The organism is Microcoleus sp. w2-18bC1, from assembly GCF_036700365.1.
Taxonomy (GTDB): domain Bacteria; phylum Cyanobacteriota; class Cyanobacteriia; order Cyanobacteriales; family Microcoleaceae; genus Microcoleus.
The window spans coordinates 1-17,953 of the sequence record NZ_JAUBOS010000051.1 but is presented as its reverse complement, the minus strand read 5'-3'; the positions used below and the strand labels follow the sequence as shown (position 1 = coordinate 17,953).

Sequence of the window (17,953 nt, the reverse complement as noted above, 5' to 3'; positions counted from 1 at the left end):
TAGTCATTAGTTATGAAGGATTAGCGATGAGTAAAAATTCCTTATTTTAAAAGTAAGAATTCAGCAGTGTTTAGTCAATAATTGGCGCGTCCATTACTAATGACTAATGACTGCTGACTAATAACTGCTGACTAATGACTTTTGAACTTGGATTACTTGAATGCTGCCGCCAGCATAAAGTTTTGGTTGTTGAGCTTCTTCGGAATTGTACGATCGCCATTCTACCTCTGCCAACAAACTCCCCAAGTCAGTTTCAGTCTCAAACAACCACAAAAATACAGCCAACCCTGACCTAAATACCGGATTTGTATGCCGATGAATATCTACCAAAATGAATAGACCACCGGGCTTAAGCACGCGGTATACTTCCTGAAAGATTTGTCGCAATTGCGCCCGTTGCATTTCGTGCATCGCAACGCTGCTGTGTACTCCTGTCAAACTGACAGTCGGCAAAAGCTTTTAAATAATTATTGGCTGATGGTACATTTTTCGTTGGCCGTTGCAGAGATAATGGCCAAGCGTCAAGTCCTGTGACATCCTGGAAATATTGCACCAGAAATTGCTTAGTTTGACCGCTACCGCAGCAACCGTCTAAAACTTTAGTTTCGGCCCTGACGGTCAAATTTTCCCAGGCTAGTTGACTCAAACGAGCTTGGCCACCTACGCTCAAAGCAGCCAGACGCGCGATCGCAATCCTAGAGACACTGATACCGATAACTTAAATCTCTAAAAATTGTTGCCATAGTCAAAATTATGTATACCTTGCTATCGACTTAAGATATTATTAAGTTATATGATAAAGATAAGTAACAGAACTGAGACGATGGGAGAGCTGTAACCGCTATGGGTCGTGTGGGAGTATTGCTATTAAACTTGGGCGGGCCAGATCAAATCGAGGATGTCCGTCCTTTCCTGTTCAACTTGTTTGCTGACCCGGAAATCATTCGCATTCCGTTTCCGTGGATGCAAAAACCGCTCGCCTGGTTGATTTCGACCCTGCGCTTTCAAAAATCCCAGGAAAACTACCGCCAAATCGGTGGCGGCTCTCCTTTACGGCGGATTACCGAGGAACAAGCCACTTCGCTGCAAGAACTCTTGCAAGAAAAGGGACAGGATGCTCGAGTATACGTGGGGATGCGCTATTGGCATCCTTTTACTGAAGAGGCGATCGCCAAAATTAAGCGCGATCGCATCGAACATTTGACAATCTTGCCGCTGTATCCTCAATTTTCCATCAGCACCAGCGGTTCTAGCTTCCGGCAGCTAGAAGAAATGTGGGGCAAAGATCCTGCCCTCAAGGATATACAATATACCGCCATTCCTTCTTGGTATCAGCGGCCTGGTTACATTCAGGCAATGTCGGAATTGATAGCCCAACAACTAGACCACAATCCGAATCCCGATCAAGTTCACATCTTTTTCAGTGCCCACGGCGTCCCCCTCAGCTACGTAGAAGAGGCTGGAGACCCCTATCAGCGCGAGATTGAAGATTGCACTCGTCTGATTATGGAACATTTGAACCGATCGAACGAACACACTCTAGCTTATCAAAGTCGGGTTGGCCCGGTGGAATGGCTCAAGCCTTACACCGAAGACGCCATTACCGAATTGGCAGAGAATGGAGTCCAAGATTTGTTGGTCGTTCCGATTAGTTTTGTTTCCGAACACATCGAGACTCTGCAAGAAATTGACATGGAGTATCGAGAATTAGCAGAAGAATCGGGGATTCAAAATTTCTACCGAGTGCCCGCCCTGAATACTCATCCGGTGTTTATTGAAGCCTTGGCTGATTTAGTCATCGAGTCGATCGAATCTCCCAGCGTTAAATTCTCCGATGTTATACGCCCTTCCAAGACAGTGAAAATGTACCCTCAAGAGCAGTGGGAGTGGGGTTTGACCACGGGGGCGGAAGTCTGGAACGGTCGTGTGGCGATGATTGGTTTTGTGGCACTATTGCTGGAGTTAATTACGGGTCAAGGCCCGCTACACTCGATCGGATTGCTTTAAATTGACAGTTGACAGTTGGCAGTTGACTGTTGACTGTTGACTGTTGTTACACATGACTAATGATATCAAATCCGTTGGGATCGGAATTATTCATCTCTTCCTTCTCTTCCTCAGCGCCCTCTGCGGTCTCTGCGGTTAAATCATTCCGAAACAACCGTAAATCCCACATTCCGCAGGTCTTAACATTAATTGGAGATTTTTGGGTAATAAATGGCTGTAATTCTTTGTCTACAAGCCTTTTATTGATATGTAGAAATATGAGCTTTTATTAAGGAGTGTTTCTTTGTTCTCAATAGTCATTAATTATCGAGAATATGTTGGCAATTAAATTTCTAGGATGACGTTTTCTCGTCAACATATTTTTGACTATGTTAAGAAGTGCGGAATGTGGGGTAAATGATATGACTAATTACAAATAACTAATTACTAATTAATCAGGATCGCGCTTGCGGCGGCGGGGATTTCCCCTATCGCCCGGTATTCCCTGACTTCTGTACCAGCGATACCACTCTTTAGAACTGCGAATTGCCAGCCACAGCAGCATCATCGCCACTAGCCCTCCCTGCCGCGGTGCGTCAAAGGCAAACAAAACCAAGGAAATGCACAGAACATCTTGGAGGAAAATCACCCAAATCGGCAAACCCCGCAGCCGATAAAACCATCCTGCTTGTACCAGTTGCAGCACTAAAGCCAACAAACCTCCGACAATACCAATTATCCACAGCATCCAAGGGTGAGCAATAATTTCCTCGATCGAACTTACCTGAGCGATCGCAATTCCCATAATTGCTCCTACAATGGGGCTGAAAATAATTTGCACAATTTGCAGTACCCGCTGTCCTACAAAGGTTTTAGAAGCAAATAACTCTAACAGCGACCAACTCACCAAGATGGTGATAGCCACCTGGGGGGGAACCCCCGACAATAGAGGTATTTCAGACCAAAGTTTGTCAATCCGCAACAAACCAATTAACAGCAGGGGCAGGGCAATTCTCATACCCCCTGCCGCAGACGCAGAGAGTGCGGCTAGGAGTCCAACCATAATAATAATTCAGTTTCTAACGTCAGCTAAAGCCTCGATCTATTTCAGAATTTAATTCCCCTGATGGCTGGCTATGATTTGAGCTATCGAACTCAAATTGAGGCTTGAGCTTAAATATCACCCTCTATTGTAAGTGTATCTGCTTAATCCTGCTTGGCACTGCGATATTGTCGATCGACAATATCGCAGTTGACTGTTAACTGTTGACTGTTGTCAGAATAAAGGAGGCAGCATTCAACCAGGATTGTGATTAAATTAGCTTAAGCACCCGAATCCTTCTTCTCTCTGACAACAGTCAACTAACAACAGTCAACAGTCAACTAACTTCTTATGTCTGAATCATTATTTGCCGATGCCAGCCGCCGATTAGAACGAGCCTTAAAATATGTGTCCCTTTCCGAGGATACGATCGAACGGCTGAAACACCCCAAATCCAGTTTAATTGTATCGATTCCCGTGCGGATGGACGACGGTTCCCTACGAATTTTTCAAGGTTATCGGGTGCGCTACGACAATACCAGAGGCCCGTCTAAAGGAGGAGTGCGCTATCATCCGGGAGTATCCCTGGATGAAGTGCAATCCTTAGCATTTTGGATGACTTTTAAATGTGCAGTTTTGAACTTGCCCTTTGGAGGAGCCAAGGGCGGAATTACTCTCAATCCCAAGGAATTGTCCAAACTGGAATTGGAACGGTTGAGCCGGGGCTATGTCGATGCGATCGCAGATTTCATCGGCCCCGATGTCGATATTCCCGCGCCGGATGTCTACACCAATCCCATGATTATGGGTTGGATGATGGATCAGTACAATATTATTAAGCGGCAGCTTTCTCCAGCGGTGGTGACTGGAAAACCAGTGACAATTGGCGGCAGCTTGGGCAGAGATACGGCAACAGCAATGGGTGCTTTTTTTGTAGTACAAACTATTCTACCCAAATTTGAGCTAAATCCTCAAGATACAACTGTAGCGGTACAAGGTTTTGGTAATGCAGGTGCCGAAATAGCTGAACTGCTCTGGAAAGCAGGTTACAAAATTGTTGCTGTCAGCGATTCCCAAGGGGGAATTTATGCTAAACAAGGGCTGGATATCCCCAGTATTCGAGGCTTTAAAGACTCTAACAAAGGTATCAAAGCTCTTTACTGTGAAGGTTCTGTTTGCAATATTATCGAACACGAAATCTTGACAAATGAACAGCTTTTAGCATTAGATGTAGACGTGCTGGTTCCAGCAGCTTTGGAGAATCAAATCACTGAAGCGAATGTTAATGATATTAAGGCTAAGTTTATTTTTGAAGTAGCTAACGGGCCGATTGATTCTGCTGCTGATTTGATTTTAGAAGCGAGGGGAATTCAGGTAATTCCTGATATTTTAGTCAATGCGGGAGGCGTAACTGTTAGTTATTTTGAGTGGGTGCAAAATCGCAGCGGACTTTATTGGACGCTGGAGGAGGTCAACCAGCGGTTGAAGCATAAAATGGTCGAAGAAACTGAGGCAATTTGGAAAAAATCTCAGGAATTTTCAGTTTCCATGAGAACTGCGGCTTACGTGTACGGGTTAAATCGACTCGGAGAAGCGATGAATGCGAAGGGAACGCGGGATTATTATGTGAACGGTTGAGGGAAGTGCGGTAAGATTGTGCGATCGCACAATCTTACCGCACTTATTCGAGAAAAGTGCAGTCTACGAACCGACTTGGCAAAACTTGGCTTGGAATTGGGGAATTTTAGGTTTGCACGCCGCAGTTTATTTAACCGCCACTGTGCTGTTGCAGAAGCAGAAAGATATTTTTAAATAACGCACGATGGGTCGTTGGTCCGACACCGCCCTGAAAGGCAGATCAATTTTTTGGTATAATTACTTCCATGCCAAGACAAGACATCTATCATGATTGCGTCAAAAATGCTTTAGCCAAAGAGGGCTGGGAAATTACAGACGATCCGCTGACAATCGAATTTTAAGACCTGCGTCTCTATGCGGATTTAGCAGCAGAGAAGCTATTCGCTGCTGAAAGGAATCACCGAAAAATTGTTGTAGAAATCAAAAGCTTTACGAGTCCTTCCTTAGTTTCCGAACTAGAAAAAGCTGTCGGACAATACAATATATACCGAGGCTTTTTGAGGCGGCAGCATCCCGAAAGAGAAATATATTTAGCAGTACCTCAACAAATTTATAAAGGATTTTTTATGCGTGTTTCTATTCAAACGATCCTCCAAGACCAAGAAATTAAGTTAATTGTTTTTAATGCAAGTTCTGAGGAGATAGTACAATGGATAAGCTAGAAAACTATCGGCAGATAGTTCAAAAAATTGTAGCCGTTCACGGACAGTATAAATCCAGTCAGCCAGAAATTGAAAGTCTGACAATTTGCGATCGACAAAACGATAACTATTTATTGATGGGTGCAGGATGGAATCAAACTGGCAGAGTTCACAATATTGTTTTGCACCTCCGCCTTCGCGAAGGGAAGATTTGGATTGAATGGGATGGGATTGAAGAAGGAGTGACTCAAGAATTGCTAGAAGCTGGAGTTTTACCAGAGGATATCGTGCTGGCTTTTTATCCTCCTGAAATGCGCGTTAATACCGGGTTTGCAGTTGCTTAATATCAAACCAAATCCGAGTCTAATACTCCTTGTCTCTGTAACGACAGTTGTCAAAATGGGAGACTACAGCACAGAACCGGAAACCAAAGCAACGCGAAAACCGATGTCGTTGTGCGGACGTTCGCCCGCTTCCTGGTACGATAGGCACTGCGGCAAAGGATCGCATTGTTGAGCCAAGAACTGCCACGCAGCACCCGGCGATCGTCTGTGCCAGCTTCCCAGGAATTTCATCTGAAATTGCACCTCTTATCATGTTGCTATTAGTTACAAATTTAAAAAATATTTAATCTACCAAATCGTCTAAGGACAGCTTCAGGAGGTCGCACAATACTTTCGTCTGTTCGAGATAGAGTTTTGGAATATGTCTACCCGCTTCCCAATTTTTCACAGTGGTTACACTCACGCCCAATTCATCCGCAACTTGCTGCTGCGTTAAAGAAAGCGATTGGCGTCGCTGTTTGAGTTTTTCCCCCACACTACTCATTAACTATCCAAATTCAGAATTCCTATGGTTAAGTTGACTTAACCATAATTTGTCCGTAGTATGAGAGGAGAACATCACATTCGTCAGAAAGCCAGTGCGTCCCGGCTACCAACCTATCAGCACTGGCTCTGGCTCCCATACGTAATGGAGACAAGTTAATTATGCCTTACAAAGAACGACTTTATCCTTGGGTGCTGGTTCGTTTGCTGCCCAAAATGCAGCGGTTGACAGTTGGTCAGTTCCGCACTCGATCGGATGCGGACGGTCATCTAGAGATTCTCCGTCGCTTGGTTCCTGGCGGGAAATTCGCGGTGATATTTAACCCCGACTTGCTAGAGTCGCAGCAAGCTGACACTTGCTACAGAACATTCGATCGGTAATTTTCAAAGAATCCCTTCCCGGACACGGGGAGAGAGTGACAATTAGTCGTTGGGTGGGGGCGGGTTTACGAGATTATTGATTTTAGGCAATTATGGTTGGTGAACTCACCCCTACGATTTTTGCTGAACCAGCACTTAAAAACAACATAAAAAAATCCCCCAAACGGGGGATTTCTTTCAAGGCTATTACATAGCCTTAGTCTCTGGCATCAAACACTTATCGGAATCGCAGCCCGCTGGCCCTGAATCCATCATTTCACCTAAGTCATAACGACTTAGTGCCGCATGAAAAACATCTATTTGGCGGCGCGCTAAAGTCTCTTCCACCATCTTGGTGTAAGTTTCCTTGTTTATCGGTTCAAAGGGCAAACGCGGAAAAGTTTCAAGAGCATCAAACCGAGCCAAAAGCGCTGCGGAAATGTAGCCTTCATCATCGCGAATCGCTTCATAAATCCGAGTGCCCAAACTTTCCACTTCATTTTCGCGCAGTTCAATCGTGGCTGAAGTGTTATGTCTGACATAGAACTTTTGCACCTGCATATAAAAGTCCATTTGTGCCGCCGCTGAGAACTTGTTAATGTCAATTTCATCAGCACCGGGCAAGTCAGCCCAACTTACCGCAACAGGTATTTCTACCAGCCATTCTGTACAGCGTTCGTCGAAGGGATTGTTCAGCAAATTGCCGTTTTCATCTTTGTCAGATTGAGACGGAATCACGTTGTATCCGTAGTCGATGCAGGCGAGGGCTACGGGGTCGTTTTTGCCGAAAGTGATTCGGCGAATGAAACGCTGGGCTTTCGGCGGATGCCAGCCGGGAGAAGCACCTGTCAGCAGAGATTTAGTACCCGATGGTTGAACGGTTGTGCAGCGATTGGGGCGTTTTAAGGAATGACGATCGCAATAATCCCATACTACCCGATCGACAATCTCGCGCCAACCACTCAAATACTCTTCTTCCCGCTGTTTAAAAGCGATTCCTTGCGGAGTTTGCGGGCGGCCTTCCACCCACCAGCGCAGCCACTCAACGCCAAAAGCATGAACGAAGAAATCGAACAATCCCGTGAAAGATACGCCGACAATCGGGTCTAATTCGCGGCTGTATTGATAGCGGGGTTCAAGAAATTTGTGATTGAGAAGTACCGCGACAGATAGAGCCGCAGCCCTGAAAGCTTCTTCCTGTTCTTTGAAGTTGTAAGGGTCAATTTGATTGAGGTGGATCTCAGAAAGATTACAGTTTCCAGCTAGGGTATTGCCGAAAACTCCCTTATGAAACTCTGGTTCGTTGAAGCAGTAAGTATCGTGCAATCCTGGTAATTCTTCGACACTTCTGACCACTTGCCATTTACCTTTGTGTTTAGCATTCGTCCCTTTGCTCACATCTAACCGCTGACAAGGAATTTCACCACATTCAGTAATTTGCAAGTAGTACAAATCTCGACTTCGGACACCGTAATTAGTAATTGACCCTTGATGAGCGCAAAGATTTAGCGACGAACGAATACCACATTTGGTCAAAAGTAACTGAACTCTAAAAGCGCGATCGCGGTCAGAAATATAAATTCTGATACCATTACTGTGGGTATTCGAGCCGTCCGTATCGGCTAATCCAGCAATAAAATGTAAAATTGCTTGCCGATTCCAGCTCGCAATTACATTTAGTGCTTCTGGGTTAACTTTCAAACTTTTCAGCAACTCTCCAGAAAAGCTCAAGTTAGTTACATCGGTAAAAGCAGGTAAATAGTCATAGCTTCTTTCAGGAGACTTATTTCCTGCTACTGACAATGCCATTTTATGTTCGTAAAGTCGAACTTTCGCATTGTCATTTTTGTCGGTAGTTCCATCTCCTAGAGCGACCCCCAAAGTGTAAGCATAACTTGAATCGATATTCAAGCCATCTTCATACTGAATTGTAAAAGGTTCAGTATGAATGCTATAGCGGCTTGTATCCATCAAGTCTTTGGTTTGAACTTCTCTGTAAACTTTACCAAAGCGATCCTTGACAAAAAAGCGATGATATTCTGTGGCATCCAGATAAGTACCATCACCAAACTTTACACGATAAAGTTTGCGTCGCCCGCCACAAGTATCACTCGCTGTCTTAAATGGTGTGACGCAGCTCCATCTTTTACCATTCCAAATCTCGATTTCAGTTCCAAGAACGTCCTTTATTTTATGCAGTCCGTCTCTAGTAATTAGCAGAGTGTCGCCACTGACACAATGAAAATTAGAGCCGATGATTTCACCACACGGGTTTAAGCCCACACGAACTAACCTATGCTCTAACTCGCCAGCAGTCATATTAGGATGGCGTTCCTGCAACCACTCTTTAGCTTTTCCTTCGTCATAAGCTTTCAAAAACTCAAGTTTAAGACTCGGTGTAGAAAGTAAATCAACGTTAGATCGAGCTACAGCTTCGCCGGCCCATTGAATCGCACCTTCGCCGCTGTAATACTGTTTACGGACAGCATCAATACATTCTTCTAGTGTAGGTTTGGTATGGAAAACTCGCGTATGGTTGGCCATCCGAAGGGCATCGCGTTCTGGATCTATTCTCCAGTTGCCACTTTCATCTTGTTGCCACAAATTATTTTTAGCATTTGCCCCCAGTTCGTCATCAAAAGAAAACTGACGCATCCCGGCAGATCTTCTAATATTGCCGGCGACGATCGTGACCGCCGCTTCATCAATCAACACGCAGCATTCAACTGAATTTAACTGCCGCCCTAAAGCTTTATTCAAAATTGCGGCGCAGCGCTGATAAAGATCGGGCAATTTCACCGGATTTGCTACTCCGCCAAAACCTTTTAAAGGTTCTCCGACCGGGCGAACGTCGCTCAAATCGATGAAAACTTGAACTTCTCCTGCAAATCTTTCATCTGTGGATAATTCCAGCAAAGTTTGATAGGAGTTTACCCAACCTTGGCGAGAATCTCCGACATAAATAGTTGCAGTTTTTTCTGCTATTTTTACTTCTGTTTCTTGGCGGCGCGACTGGGCGGGTGTAGAGCCGATTTCGCCTTGCATGGTTAGGGTTAAACGGTTGCGAATCGGCGGCAGTTGGTTGATATATTGTGGTTCCAAGACTGCCCCAGTGCCGCAGCCCATCATTGCCAAATCCATCAACAAACCAAAGGAACGCCAGTCGAGAATATTTGTTGAGGAGCAATTATATGCGCCGGAAAAATTCTCTGGTTGCTCGATCCATTTGCTGCCACCTACCCACAGCCAGCGGCCTGAAGCGAGGGTTTTGAGCTGGTTTTGCATCCGGTGCAGCAGTTGTGTTTCTTCGGGGGTGAGGTTTCCAAGCTTTTGCAGCCCCTTGACTGTTCGATCGCACACTTCCTCCCAAGTCTCCCGCCCTGTCTCGGTACGGCGGCTGTAAGTCCTAAAAAATACTGGATTGGCTGCGGGTGCTGTTTCGGGAAAATCGGACAGGTTGCGTTGATCGCTGGCACTCGATCGCTCTAATTCTCTAACCATAGGTTGTGTACTGACGTGTCGGAATAAATCAACAGACTACGAATATACAACAGGATTCAGATTTAGGGTTAAAGGTTAATATATTTGACAATTTGCACTAAATATGGGGCACAGAAGTGTACAAGCTCGATCGGGCGAGCTCCTCAAAACTTGACAAAAAAACCCGATTTCTTCCTGAAACCGGGTGAATACCAAATCTTGTCAATTGTCAATCCTTTGTCAATAAAAACTCAATATTGGGTAACAGCGGGTCTTGAACAACCCCCACACCGTTAAAGCCCCAACGTTCAAGCAGCTTTTTCACCTGAGAACCCGAAATTGATTCTACTCCGAATCGATCGGCAACATCAGCAGCGTGGGCGTTGAGATAGCTCAAAGCGTCATAGTCTTCGCGAAACATCAGCAGGTAACTCACTGCCGAATCAGGATTGGGATTCGCGGACAGATATTTGCCGTCACTGCGGGAACGTAGCAAGTAAAAAACTTGAGATAACATCTTATCTTGGTTGTCAAAATAATATGTTACCTCAAATGGGGAATTAGGAATTGCCCAAACGATTTTAGACTGACAATTTCAGATTGTATAAAAGTTGAGTTTTTTTCAACTTTCTACCTCAAAAGTACATAATTGATGCCTAAAATCGCTGGGAATCTAGCAGTTAAATTAAAGTCAGTGCTAAACCTTTAATCCCTCGCCCGTCACCAATTTGACCGACAATCGAAGCTTGACCAGTCGTCAAATTGATATTGTATAGACTGGAAACTCCGCCAACCTCGATCGCAGCCAAAGCCGTCTCGTTACCGCCAACACTCCTGACATCAAAGCCGAGAACGGTACCAGCATCAATTCCCAAAGATCCGATCGTATTCAACACCCCATTATTCGGCGGATCTTGTCGCACCAAAATGTCTAAATTGGTGTCAATTGCAAATAGTGTCGTTGAATTTGCCCCTGCAAAGTTATTCACATACGCAGCAGCAGCAGCCGCGCCGGGATTGCCAAAATTGCGATCGCCCGCAGCATAAGCCAAATTCCCGTCGAGTTGAACTCCCCCCGTCAGCGTGTCAAAATCCACAAGTGCCCCCGTATCCGGGTTTAGGCGGGCGTTTTGACCGGCTTGATTGACAAAGCGAATTCGATCGACTGTCGGATTGAAATCAAAACCCGCAGCCCCCGGAGTTAGGGGAACAGCAAACTGGCCACTACCGACTGCACTTGCTTGCCCAGTAACTGGATTAATCGCGTACAAGCGATTGCTAGAACCCACACCGTATAGCACACCGTTAGCGGGGCGAAAATCAATTCCCAGCAAACTTTCTCCAGGCTGCAACCCTGTAACTGCTGCATCACTGAGAATCGCCCGCGGTGCCGCCTCATTTAAACCGACAATTGTTTCAGCGCCATTTCTAACAGTTAAAGCGTAAGCTGTAGGCAAAGGCAAAGCCAAACCGTTAATCTGTCTCCCGTCGGCAATTTGACCGACAAAGGAAGCTTGACCGCTACTTAAATTGATATTGTACAAGCCGGAAATGCCACCAACTTCCAGCGCCGCCACTGCCACCTCGCGGCCGCCAATACTCCTGACATCAAAGCCGAGAACGCTATTCGCATCAACTCCCAAAGATCCGATCGTATTCAACCCTCCATTATTCGGCGGATCTTGTCGCACCAAAACATCGAAATCGCTGTCAATTACAAATAGTGTGGTCGAAGTTCCCCCGGCAAAGTTATTCACATACGCAGCCCCTGCTGCAGCCGGATTTGACCCAAAATTGCGATCGCCCGCAACATAAGCTAAATTCCCGTCGAGTTGAATTCCCCCCGCCACCGTGTCAAAATCCACAAGTGCCCCGTTATCCGGGTTGAGGCGGGCGTTTTGATCGCCTTCATTGACAAACCGAATTCGATCGACTGTCGGATTGAAATCAAAACCCGCAGCCCCCGGAGTTAGAGGAACAGCAAACTCCCCGTTACCGACTGGACTTGCTTCCCCAGTCATCGGATTGACAGTATACAAGCGATTGCTAGAACCCACACCGTAAAGCAAACCGTTAGCCGGCCGATAATCTATTCCCAGCAAACTTTCTCCCGCTTGCAATCCAGTCACGGGCAAATCTGAGATCACACTTCCCGGATTGGAAAGACTAAAACCGACAATCCGATTAGCAGGAGTTAAAGCATAAGCCGTTGTCCGCGCTGGAGGCGGGGGATTGGGAACAACGCTGCTAATATTATTAGTGAAACTTGCCTGGTTAATCGCACTTTGCCTCACCCCTTGGAGAGTAGCGAGAAATTCTCCTGTTACCCGGTCTTGAATAACAGTATTGTTTCCAGCTTCCAGAATATTCAAGTCGCTAAAACTAAGACCTTCCCCCAAACCGATTAAATCTGTACCTGGTACAAAATCGGCGATCGCGTCGGCATTTGCCAAACTAACACCGCCACTGGTACGGGAAGGGTCAGCCTCAGCGTAGCGCCTCAAAACAAAGAGGTCGGCCCCGTCTCCGCCTATCAGGACATCAGTATCTCGATCGCCCGACAAAACATCATTGCCGGAGTTGCCCGATATGGAATCGCTGCCTTTTCCGCCCACTAAAAAATCGTTACCTTCGCCGCCGTTAATAAGGTCGTTATCTAAATCTCCAAAAAGCGAATCTTGACCAGAATTGCCATCAATTAAATCGCTTTGCTTACCTCCAAAAATGCTGTCATTACCAGAGTTTCCGGCAATGGTGTCAGTGCCCATCAAACCAAAAATCAGGTCATCTTCCGGAGTTCCTGCTAGCAAGTCTGCTTGGCCGGTGCCTCTAATTTCTGCCATTTTCTAATCAGCCTCTAAATTTGATACTTCTGTTGCCTAACGGCGGTGGTATTCTCAGTTAAAATATCACAAGTTCGCACTTTTAGGATAGTTTTTGTTATTTTCGGCTGTAGGGGTGGGTTGCCATAAAAGTATTACAGGCAGATCAAATGATATATAAACCAGCCACCGGGTTCAAATAAACCCAATCCTAAATAAAGATCACTTAGCCGTATTTTATAGTTGGCTGTGTAGCCAAGGGCGATCGCAGCTCAACTGCAAACAGGCAAGCTGAAATTTTTAGCGGTGCGAACCTATGAAATTTTGTACTGCGTTCATTAGTAATATACGCTGACTCTATAATTTTGGATCTGTACGGTCAGAAATTATTTTTTAACTTTAATCTTAAAGCCTGCGACGGTGGGCTTTGTGTGTAGCGGCGACAACCATCATCAAGTCTGCACGGAAAATTCCTGTGGATCGATATCCCAATTTACCCAGCGAATTGCCTCCCTAGCAGATGTCAGGTTAGGCGGCACTCTCAAAGCGTGAATGAATCCCGTACTTGGACAAGTCATTTTTAACAAACAAATCGGCTCGACATCGGCATTATCTATTTGTAATAGTGCATATTCCTGCCAACTATCTATTTTTTTTGCTGACAATTCTTGAATCATGCGAGCGTAACCAATCCCTTGAATTAACACTCGCCTCAGCTCGGCATTCTCTTCTACTAAAAGCCATTGGGATTGCCATTTATTTGGGTGGACTTTGCCGTATTCTTCCGGCAATTTGACACCATGATAATAGTAAAAATTCCATCCGTCGGCAAACTCGATCGCAGGTTCTGCTTCCGCGTACAAGCGGTTTTGACTGTCAAAGCGCAGGTGGCGCGGGCGATCGCACACCGCGCAAAACTTTTCAAAGGGAAATATCCAACCGCAATGCTCGAAAAGCAGCTTTTGACAGCGAAGTATTTCTTGTGCCTTTTGGGAAATATTGACGCCTAGTGAAGAGATATAAAGTTCACTCAAATAGATTTCTCTACACAAAGTCGTGGGGGTTTCAGGGTATTTCAAGCCTAACAAATCAGCGGGAAAAACATTCCCCATCCTTCGTTCCGATTGCTCAAATTCGTCAACCAATTCCCTCATGAGCGAACTCAGTATGCTGTCTGCTTCGGGCTCGATCCTTATGCGCCGGAACTCATACTCCCACACCGCCGGACTTGCAAATTCTCTCACAATCGATGGGAACACGGAGATCCATTTCCAGTCTAGCTTTTTCCCCAATCTATTTCCATCTCCTTCGTTTGACCAGTTTGGTGAATGGTCGCCTTTTGACAAGTTGAAGATTTGGAGAAAAGCGTCGCGGGGACTGCTGTAAACAATAACGGATGGTTCTTCTAGGCCAATAGCGGCATAGGCAACTTTGACTGCTTCTGTTGCTTTTTGAGCATCAATTTGCCTAGTAGAGAGAGTAAGACGTTTCTGCGCGAGTTCGCCTAACACGCACAGACCGGTAATTTGAATGTTGTAGAGATTCACTCCTGTCAGATTGGTGAGCTTACGCAAGGCGCTGATGTCGGTAATTTGATTGTCGCACAGCTCGAGTCTGGTCAGATTGATGAGCGAGCCGAGAGAGCTGATGTCGGTAATTTCAATGGTGCTGAGAAACAGTGCTGTCAGATTGGTGAGCGAGCCGAGGACGCTGATGTCGGTAATTTGATTGTTGTCAAGAGACAGTATTGTCAGATTGGTGAGCGAGCCGAGGGAGCTGATGTCGGTAATTTGATTGTCGTTAAGAAACAGTGTTGTCAGGTTGGTGAGCGAGCCGAGGACGCTGATGTCGGTAATTTGATTGTCGTTAAGAAACAGTGTTGTCAGATTGGTGAGCGAGCCGAGGACGCTGATGTCGGTAATTTGATTGTTGTCAAGATACAGTATTGTCATGCTTGAAAGTATCTGCTCCGCTGCTTCAGGGTCATCAGTGACAGCCTTGTTTAACAACACTTTAACTGTGTACCTTGCCGATTCTGAAAGACTGTCAATATGTCTGCACCAGTCGGCAAAGCGGCTAAAAATCATTGGCTGGTTTGGTTGTTTTTCTGACATAAAACACTCGGAAAGGGACAAAATTTTATTTACAACTGACATCTTGCACCAATATCAATAAGGGGCTTTTTTTGTGGGTGGGAGCGGGTTTATTTAACCTGTCTGTATTATTTAAAACTGTTGGTGAGACCGCCCCTACAGATTATTTAGAATGGTGCAAGATTTAAGTTACAACTGACATCTTCTCACTGAGTTAAGTCTTCTATTTCAAATCTTCCAGCTTGATCCGAGGAGCGACAGCTTTCAGCAGCCAATCCGCCAACAAATTCCCAACAATCAACATCGCCGCACCCATCATCAAACTTGCCATTACTAAATACAAATCTTGATTGTTAACCGCCTCCAAATTCAGCTTTCCCAAACCCGGCTAATTAAAGAAATATTCGGCAATAAACGCACCGCTCAACAAACTAGCTTGCCTCAAAACCCAATAGCGTAATCAACGGATTAACAGCATTCCGCAAAGCATGAATGTAAATTACTCGATCGTCCGCCAAACAGGCGATCCCGTGCTTTTCGGATGTAATCTTGACGCAGTACGTCCAACAATTGTCCGCGCCTCAATCTTTGCCGGACAGCAAAACCAGTAAGGCTCAAAGCGACTGTTGGCAAAATTAAGTGCCAGCCGTAATCGAGGATTTGACCCCACATTCGGTAAGTCAGCGTGGTCAATACTCGTCATTCCTCCGACGGGAAACAGAGGCTTCGTATTCTGAGCAAAAAATAGCAGCAGCTTTGCTGCGAGCGAGCTGGGAAATCCTTGTCCAGTGTAGCTGACTACTTGTAGAAATCCCTCGCCACAATTATATCAAGTCTGCACGGAAAATTCCTCTGGATCAATATCCCAATTTACCCAGCGAATTGCCTCCCTCGCTGATGTCAGGTCAGGCGGCACTCTCAAAGCGTGAATGAATCCCGTACTTGGACAAGTCATTTTTAACAAAATAATCGGCTCGACATCATAGGCGTCATCTATATCATCGGCGTCATCTATTTGTAATAGTGCATACTCCTGCCAACTATCTATTTGTTTTGCTGACAATTCTTGACAAATGCGAGCGTAACCAATTTCTTCAATTAACACTCGCCGAACTTCGGCATTATCTTCTGCTAAAATCCATTGGGATTGCCATTGATTTGGGTGGACTTTGCCATATTCTTCAGGCAATCTGACACCGTGATAATAATAAAAATTCCATCCATCCGCAAACTCAATGGCAGGTTCTCCTTCCGCGTGCAAGCGGTTTTGACTGTCAAAGCGCAGGTGGCGCGGGCGATCGCACACCGCGCAAATTTTTTCAAAGGGAAATATCCAACCGCAATGCTCGAAAAGCTGCTTTTGGCAGTGATGTATTTCTTGAGCTTTTTGGGAAATATTGACGCCTAATGAAGAAATATACCATTGAGTCAAATAGATTTCTTTAAACAAAGTCGTGGGGGTTTCAGCGGATTTCAGGTATAACAAATGAGCGGGAAAAAAAATCCCCATCGTTCGTTCCGATCGAGCATATTCCTCAACAACTTCGTACATTAGCGAACTCAGTGTGCTGTCTGCTTCGGACTCGATCGTCATGCGATCAAGCTCATACTCCCACACCGCCGGATTTGTAAATTCTCTCACAATCGATGGGGACATCCATTTCCACTCTAGCTTTTTCCCCAATCTATCCCAATGCTCTTCCTTTGACCAGTTTGGTGAATGGTCGCCTTTGGGCAAGTTGAAGAGTTGGAGAAAAGCATCGCGGGGACTGCTGCAAACAATAACGGAGGGTTCTTCTAAGCCAATAGTGGCATAGGCAACTTTGACTGCTTCTGTGGCTTTTTGAGCATCAATTGGCGTAGTCGAGAGAGTAAGACGTTTTTGTGCGAGGAGGCCTAACACGCTGATATCAGTAATTTTATTTCTGCACAGATCCAGTGTTGTCAGATTGGTGAGCTTACGCAAGGCGCTGATGTCGGTAATTTGATTGCCGCCGAGATGCAGTGTTGTCAGATTGGTGAGCTTACGCAAGGCGCTGATGTCGGTAATTTGATTGTGGTAGAGATTCAGTGTGGTCAGATTGGTGAGCGAGCCGAGAAAGCTGATGTCGGTAATTCCATTGCTGTCGAGATTGAGTGTGGTTAGATTGGTGAGCAAGCCGAGGAAGCTGATGTCGGCAATTTTATTTCTGCACAGATCCAGTGTTGTCAGATTGGTGAGCAAGCCGAGGAAGCTGATGTCGGTAATTTTATTGTTTTCGAGAGAAAGTGTTGTCAGATTGGTGAGCGAGCCGAGGAAGCTGATGTCGGTAATTTGGTTGCGCCAGAGATCGAGTGTGGTCAGATTGGTGAGCGAGCCGAGGAAGCTGATGTCGGTAATTTGATTGTTGTAGAGATTCAGTGTGGTCAGATTGGTGAGCGAGCCGAGAAAGCTGAAGTCGGTAATTTTATTGTCGCCGAAATCCAGTGTGGTCAGATTGGTGAGCGAGCCGAGGGAGCTGATGTCGGTAATTTGATTGCCGCGGAGAGACAGTGTTGTCAGATTGGTGAGCGAACCGAGAGAGCTGATGTCGCTAATTTGATTGTAGCTGAGATCGAGTGTGGTCAGATTGGTGAGCCAGCCGAGGAAGCTGATGTCGGTAATTCGATTTCTGTTGAGATCGAGTTCTGTCATGCTTGAAAGTATCTGCTCCGCTGCTTCAGGGTCATCAGTGCCAGCTTTTTTTAACAACACTTTAACTGTGTGCCTTGCCTCTTCTGAAAGACTGTCAATATGCCTGCACCAGTCGGCAAAGCGGCTAAAACTCATTACATCGTTTGGTTGTTTTTCTGACATAAAACACTCCGAGATTGGTCAGGGGGCATGGGGCATAGGGGATGGGTAATGGGAATACTGTTGACTGTTGACTGTTGACTATTGACTATAGCAAGTCTATTTGAGTCGTGAATGTAGAACAACCTGAAACGCTTGTGATGATTGAATCGATGTATCGGCTCAATAAGTAGGGGTAGCAGTTATTCTAGTTGCCAAGATAAGCCCAAGGGATGAAGAGAAGACTTGGAG

At 45.5% G+C, this 17,953-nt stretch carries 12 protein-coding genes and 6 pseudogenes; 6 read left to right on the top strand and 12 right to left on the bottom strand.

Features of this window, described 5'->3' with window-relative positions; translation table 11 throughout:
- Positions 1-117 precede the first annotated feature (117 nt).
- Positions 118-453, bottom strand: a complete 336-nt coding sequence (locus tag QT979_RS29095; protein WP_445304798.1) for a class I SAM-dependent methyltransferase — start codon at positions 451-453, stop codon at positions 118-120.
- Positions 454-843: 390 nt separating this feature from the next.
- Between QT979_RS29095 and hemH the strand changes: the two genes are divergently transcribed.
- Positions 844-2,007 carry a ferrochelatase gene (hemH, locus tag QT979_RS21400; protein ID WP_333209476.1) on the top strand — a complete coding sequence of 388 codons (1,164 nt, stop codon included), beginning with the start codon at positions 844-846 and terminating at the stop codon, positions 2,005-2,007.
- A gap of 430 nt (positions 2,008-2,437) precedes the next feature.
- Here hemH and QT979_RS21395 read toward each other — a convergent pair whose 3' ends face one another.
- A complete protein-coding gene (locus tag QT979_RS21395; RefSeq protein ID WP_333209479.1) occupies positions 2,438-3,049 on the bottom strand; it encodes a DUF4126 domain-containing protein in 612 nt (203 codons plus the stop codon).
- Between the two features lie 330 nt (positions 3,050-3,379).
- On the opposite strand from QT979_RS21395, the gene QT979_RS21390 reads away from it, so the two are divergent.
- The 4 genes and pseudogenes from QT979_RS21390 (at position 3,380) to QT979_RS21375 (ending at position 5,651) form a co-directional block, all read left to right on the top strand.
- On the top strand, positions 3,380-4,666 hold the full coding sequence (locus QT979_RS21390; RefSeq protein ID WP_333209481.1) for a Glu/Leu/Phe/Val dehydrogenase: 1,287 nt from the start codon (positions 3,380-3,382) through the stop codon (positions 4,664-4,666).
- A 16-nt stretch (positions 4,667-4,682) separates the two neighbouring features.
- The gene (locus QT979_RS21385) at positions 4,683-4,844 is read left to right on the top strand and encodes a hypothetical protein (protein ID WP_333209483.1); all 162 of its coding nucleotides are present in this window, start codon (positions 4,683-4,685) and stop codon (positions 4,842-4,844) included.
- Positions 4,845-4,911: 67 nt separating this feature from the next.
- Positions 4,912-5,328 (top strand): annotated as a pseudogene (locus QT979_RS21380) (element excision factor XisH family protein).
- The gene (locus QT979_RS21375) at positions 5,316-5,651 is read left to right on the top strand and encodes a XisI protein (RefSeq protein WP_333209486.1); all 336 of its coding nucleotides are present in this window, start codon (positions 5,316-5,318) and stop codon (positions 5,649-5,651) included. The pseudogene QT979_RS21380 and the gene QT979_RS21375 overlap by 13 nt, the downstream one beginning before the upstream one ends.
- Positions 5,652-5,714: 63 nt before the next feature.
- Here QT979_RS21375 and QT979_RS21370 read toward each other — a convergent pair whose 3' ends face one another.
- The gene (locus QT979_RS21370; protein WP_333209487.1) at positions 5,715-5,882 is read right to left on the bottom strand and encodes a hypothetical protein; all 168 of its coding nucleotides are present in this window, start codon (positions 5,880-5,882) and stop codon (positions 5,715-5,717) included.
- Between the two features lie 52 nt (positions 5,883-5,934).
- Complete coding sequence (locus tag QT979_RS21365) at positions 5,935-6,135, bottom strand: helix-turn-helix transcriptional regulator (protein WP_333081626.1); 201 nt, start codon at positions 6,133-6,135, stop codon at positions 5,935-5,937.
- Positions 6,136-6,296: 161 nt separating this feature from the next.
- On the opposite strand from QT979_RS21365, the gene QT979_RS21360 reads away from it, so the two are divergent.
- Positions 6,297-6,515 carry a hypothetical protein gene (locus tag QT979_RS21360; RefSeq protein WP_333209489.1) on the top strand — a complete coding sequence of 73 codons (219 nt, stop codon included), beginning with the start codon at positions 6,297-6,299 and terminating at the stop codon, positions 6,513-6,515.
- A gap of 186 nt (positions 6,516-6,701) precedes the next feature.
- Here the strand turns inward: QT979_RS21360 and nrdJ are convergent, their stop codons facing one another.
- From nrdJ to QT979_RS29075, 8 genes and pseudogenes are all read right to left on the bottom strand, one after another.
- Positions 6,702-9,995, bottom strand: coding sequence for a ribonucleoside-triphosphate reductase, adenosylcobalamin-dependent (gene nrdJ / locus QT979_RS21355; protein WP_333311623.1), 3,294 nt, complete (start codon positions 9,993-9,995; stop codon positions 6,702-6,704).
- A 208-nt stretch (positions 9,996-10,203) separates the two neighbouring features.
- Positions 10,204-10,491, bottom strand: a complete 288-nt coding sequence (locus QT979_RS21350; protein ID WP_333202236.1) for a hypothetical protein — start codon at positions 10,489-10,491, stop codon at positions 10,204-10,206.
- A 163-nt stretch (positions 10,492-10,654) separates the two neighbouring features.
- Positions 10,655-12,817, bottom strand: coding sequence for a DUF4394 domain-containing protein (locus QT979_RS21345; RefSeq protein ID WP_333311622.1), 2,163 nt, complete (start codon positions 12,815-12,817; stop codon positions 10,655-10,657).
- A 431-nt stretch (positions 12,818-13,248) separates the two neighbouring features.
- Positions 13,249-13,815 (bottom strand): annotated as a pseudogene (locus QT979_RS29090) (DUF6745 domain-containing protein); the annotation flags it as partial.
- A 507-nt stretch (positions 13,816-14,322) separates the two neighbouring features.
- Positions 14,323-14,748, bottom strand: a pseudogene (locus QT979_RS29085) (leucine-rich repeat domain-containing protein); the annotation flags it as partial.
- Positions 14,749-15,112: 364 nt separating this feature from the next.
- Positions 15,113-15,697, bottom strand: a pseudogene (locus QT979_RS21335) (ABC transporter permease); the annotation flags it as partial.
- A 21-nt stretch (positions 15,698-15,718) separates the two neighbouring features.
- Positions 15,719-16,339: pseudogene (locus QT979_RS29080) on the bottom strand (DUF6745 domain-containing protein); the annotation flags it as partial.
- A 459-nt stretch (positions 16,340-16,798) separates the two neighbouring features.
- Positions 16,799-17,563: pseudogene (locus QT979_RS29075) on the bottom strand (leucine-rich repeat protein); the annotation flags it as partial.
- Between the last annotated feature and the right edge of the window lie 390 nt (positions 17,564-17,953).

Coding starts and splice junctions, on each gene's coding strand:
- hemH (WP_333209476.1), top strand. CDS start 844: ATGGGTCGTGTGGGAGTATTGCTATTAAACTTGGGCGGGCCAGATCAA.
- QT979_RS21395 (WP_333209479.1), bottom strand. CDS start 3,049: ATGGTTGGACTCCTAGCCGCACTCTCTGCGTCTGCGGCAGGGGGTATG.
- QT979_RS21390 (WP_333209481.1), top strand. CDS start 3,380: ATGTCTGAATCATTATTTGCCGATGCCAGCCGCCGATTAGAACGAGCC.
- QT979_RS21375 (WP_333209486.1), top strand. CDS start 5,316: ATGGATAAGCTAGAAAACTATCGGCAGATAGTTCAAAAAATTGTAGCC.
- QT979_RS21370 (WP_333209487.1), bottom strand. CDS start 5,882: ATGAAATTCCTGGGAAGCTGGCACAGACGATCGCCGGGTGCTGCGTGG.
- QT979_RS21365 (WP_333081626.1), bottom strand. CDS start 6,135: ATGAGTAGTGTGGGGGAAAAACTCAAACAGCGACGCCAATCGCTTTCT.
- QT979_RS21360 (WP_333209489.1), top strand. CDS start 6,297: ATGCCTTACAAAGAACGACTTTATCCTTGGGTGCTGGTTCGTTTGCTG.
- nrdJ (WP_333311623.1), bottom strand. CDS start 9,995: ATGGTTAGAGAATTAGAGCGATCGAGTGCCAGCGATCAACGCAACCTG.
- QT979_RS21350 (WP_333202236.1), bottom strand. CDS start 10,491: ATGTTATCTCAAGTTTTTTACTTGCTACGTTCCCGCAGTGACGGCAAA.
- QT979_RS21345 (WP_333311622.1), bottom strand. CDS start 12,817: ATGGCAGAAATTAGAGGCACCGGCCAAGCAGACTTGCTAGCAGGAACT.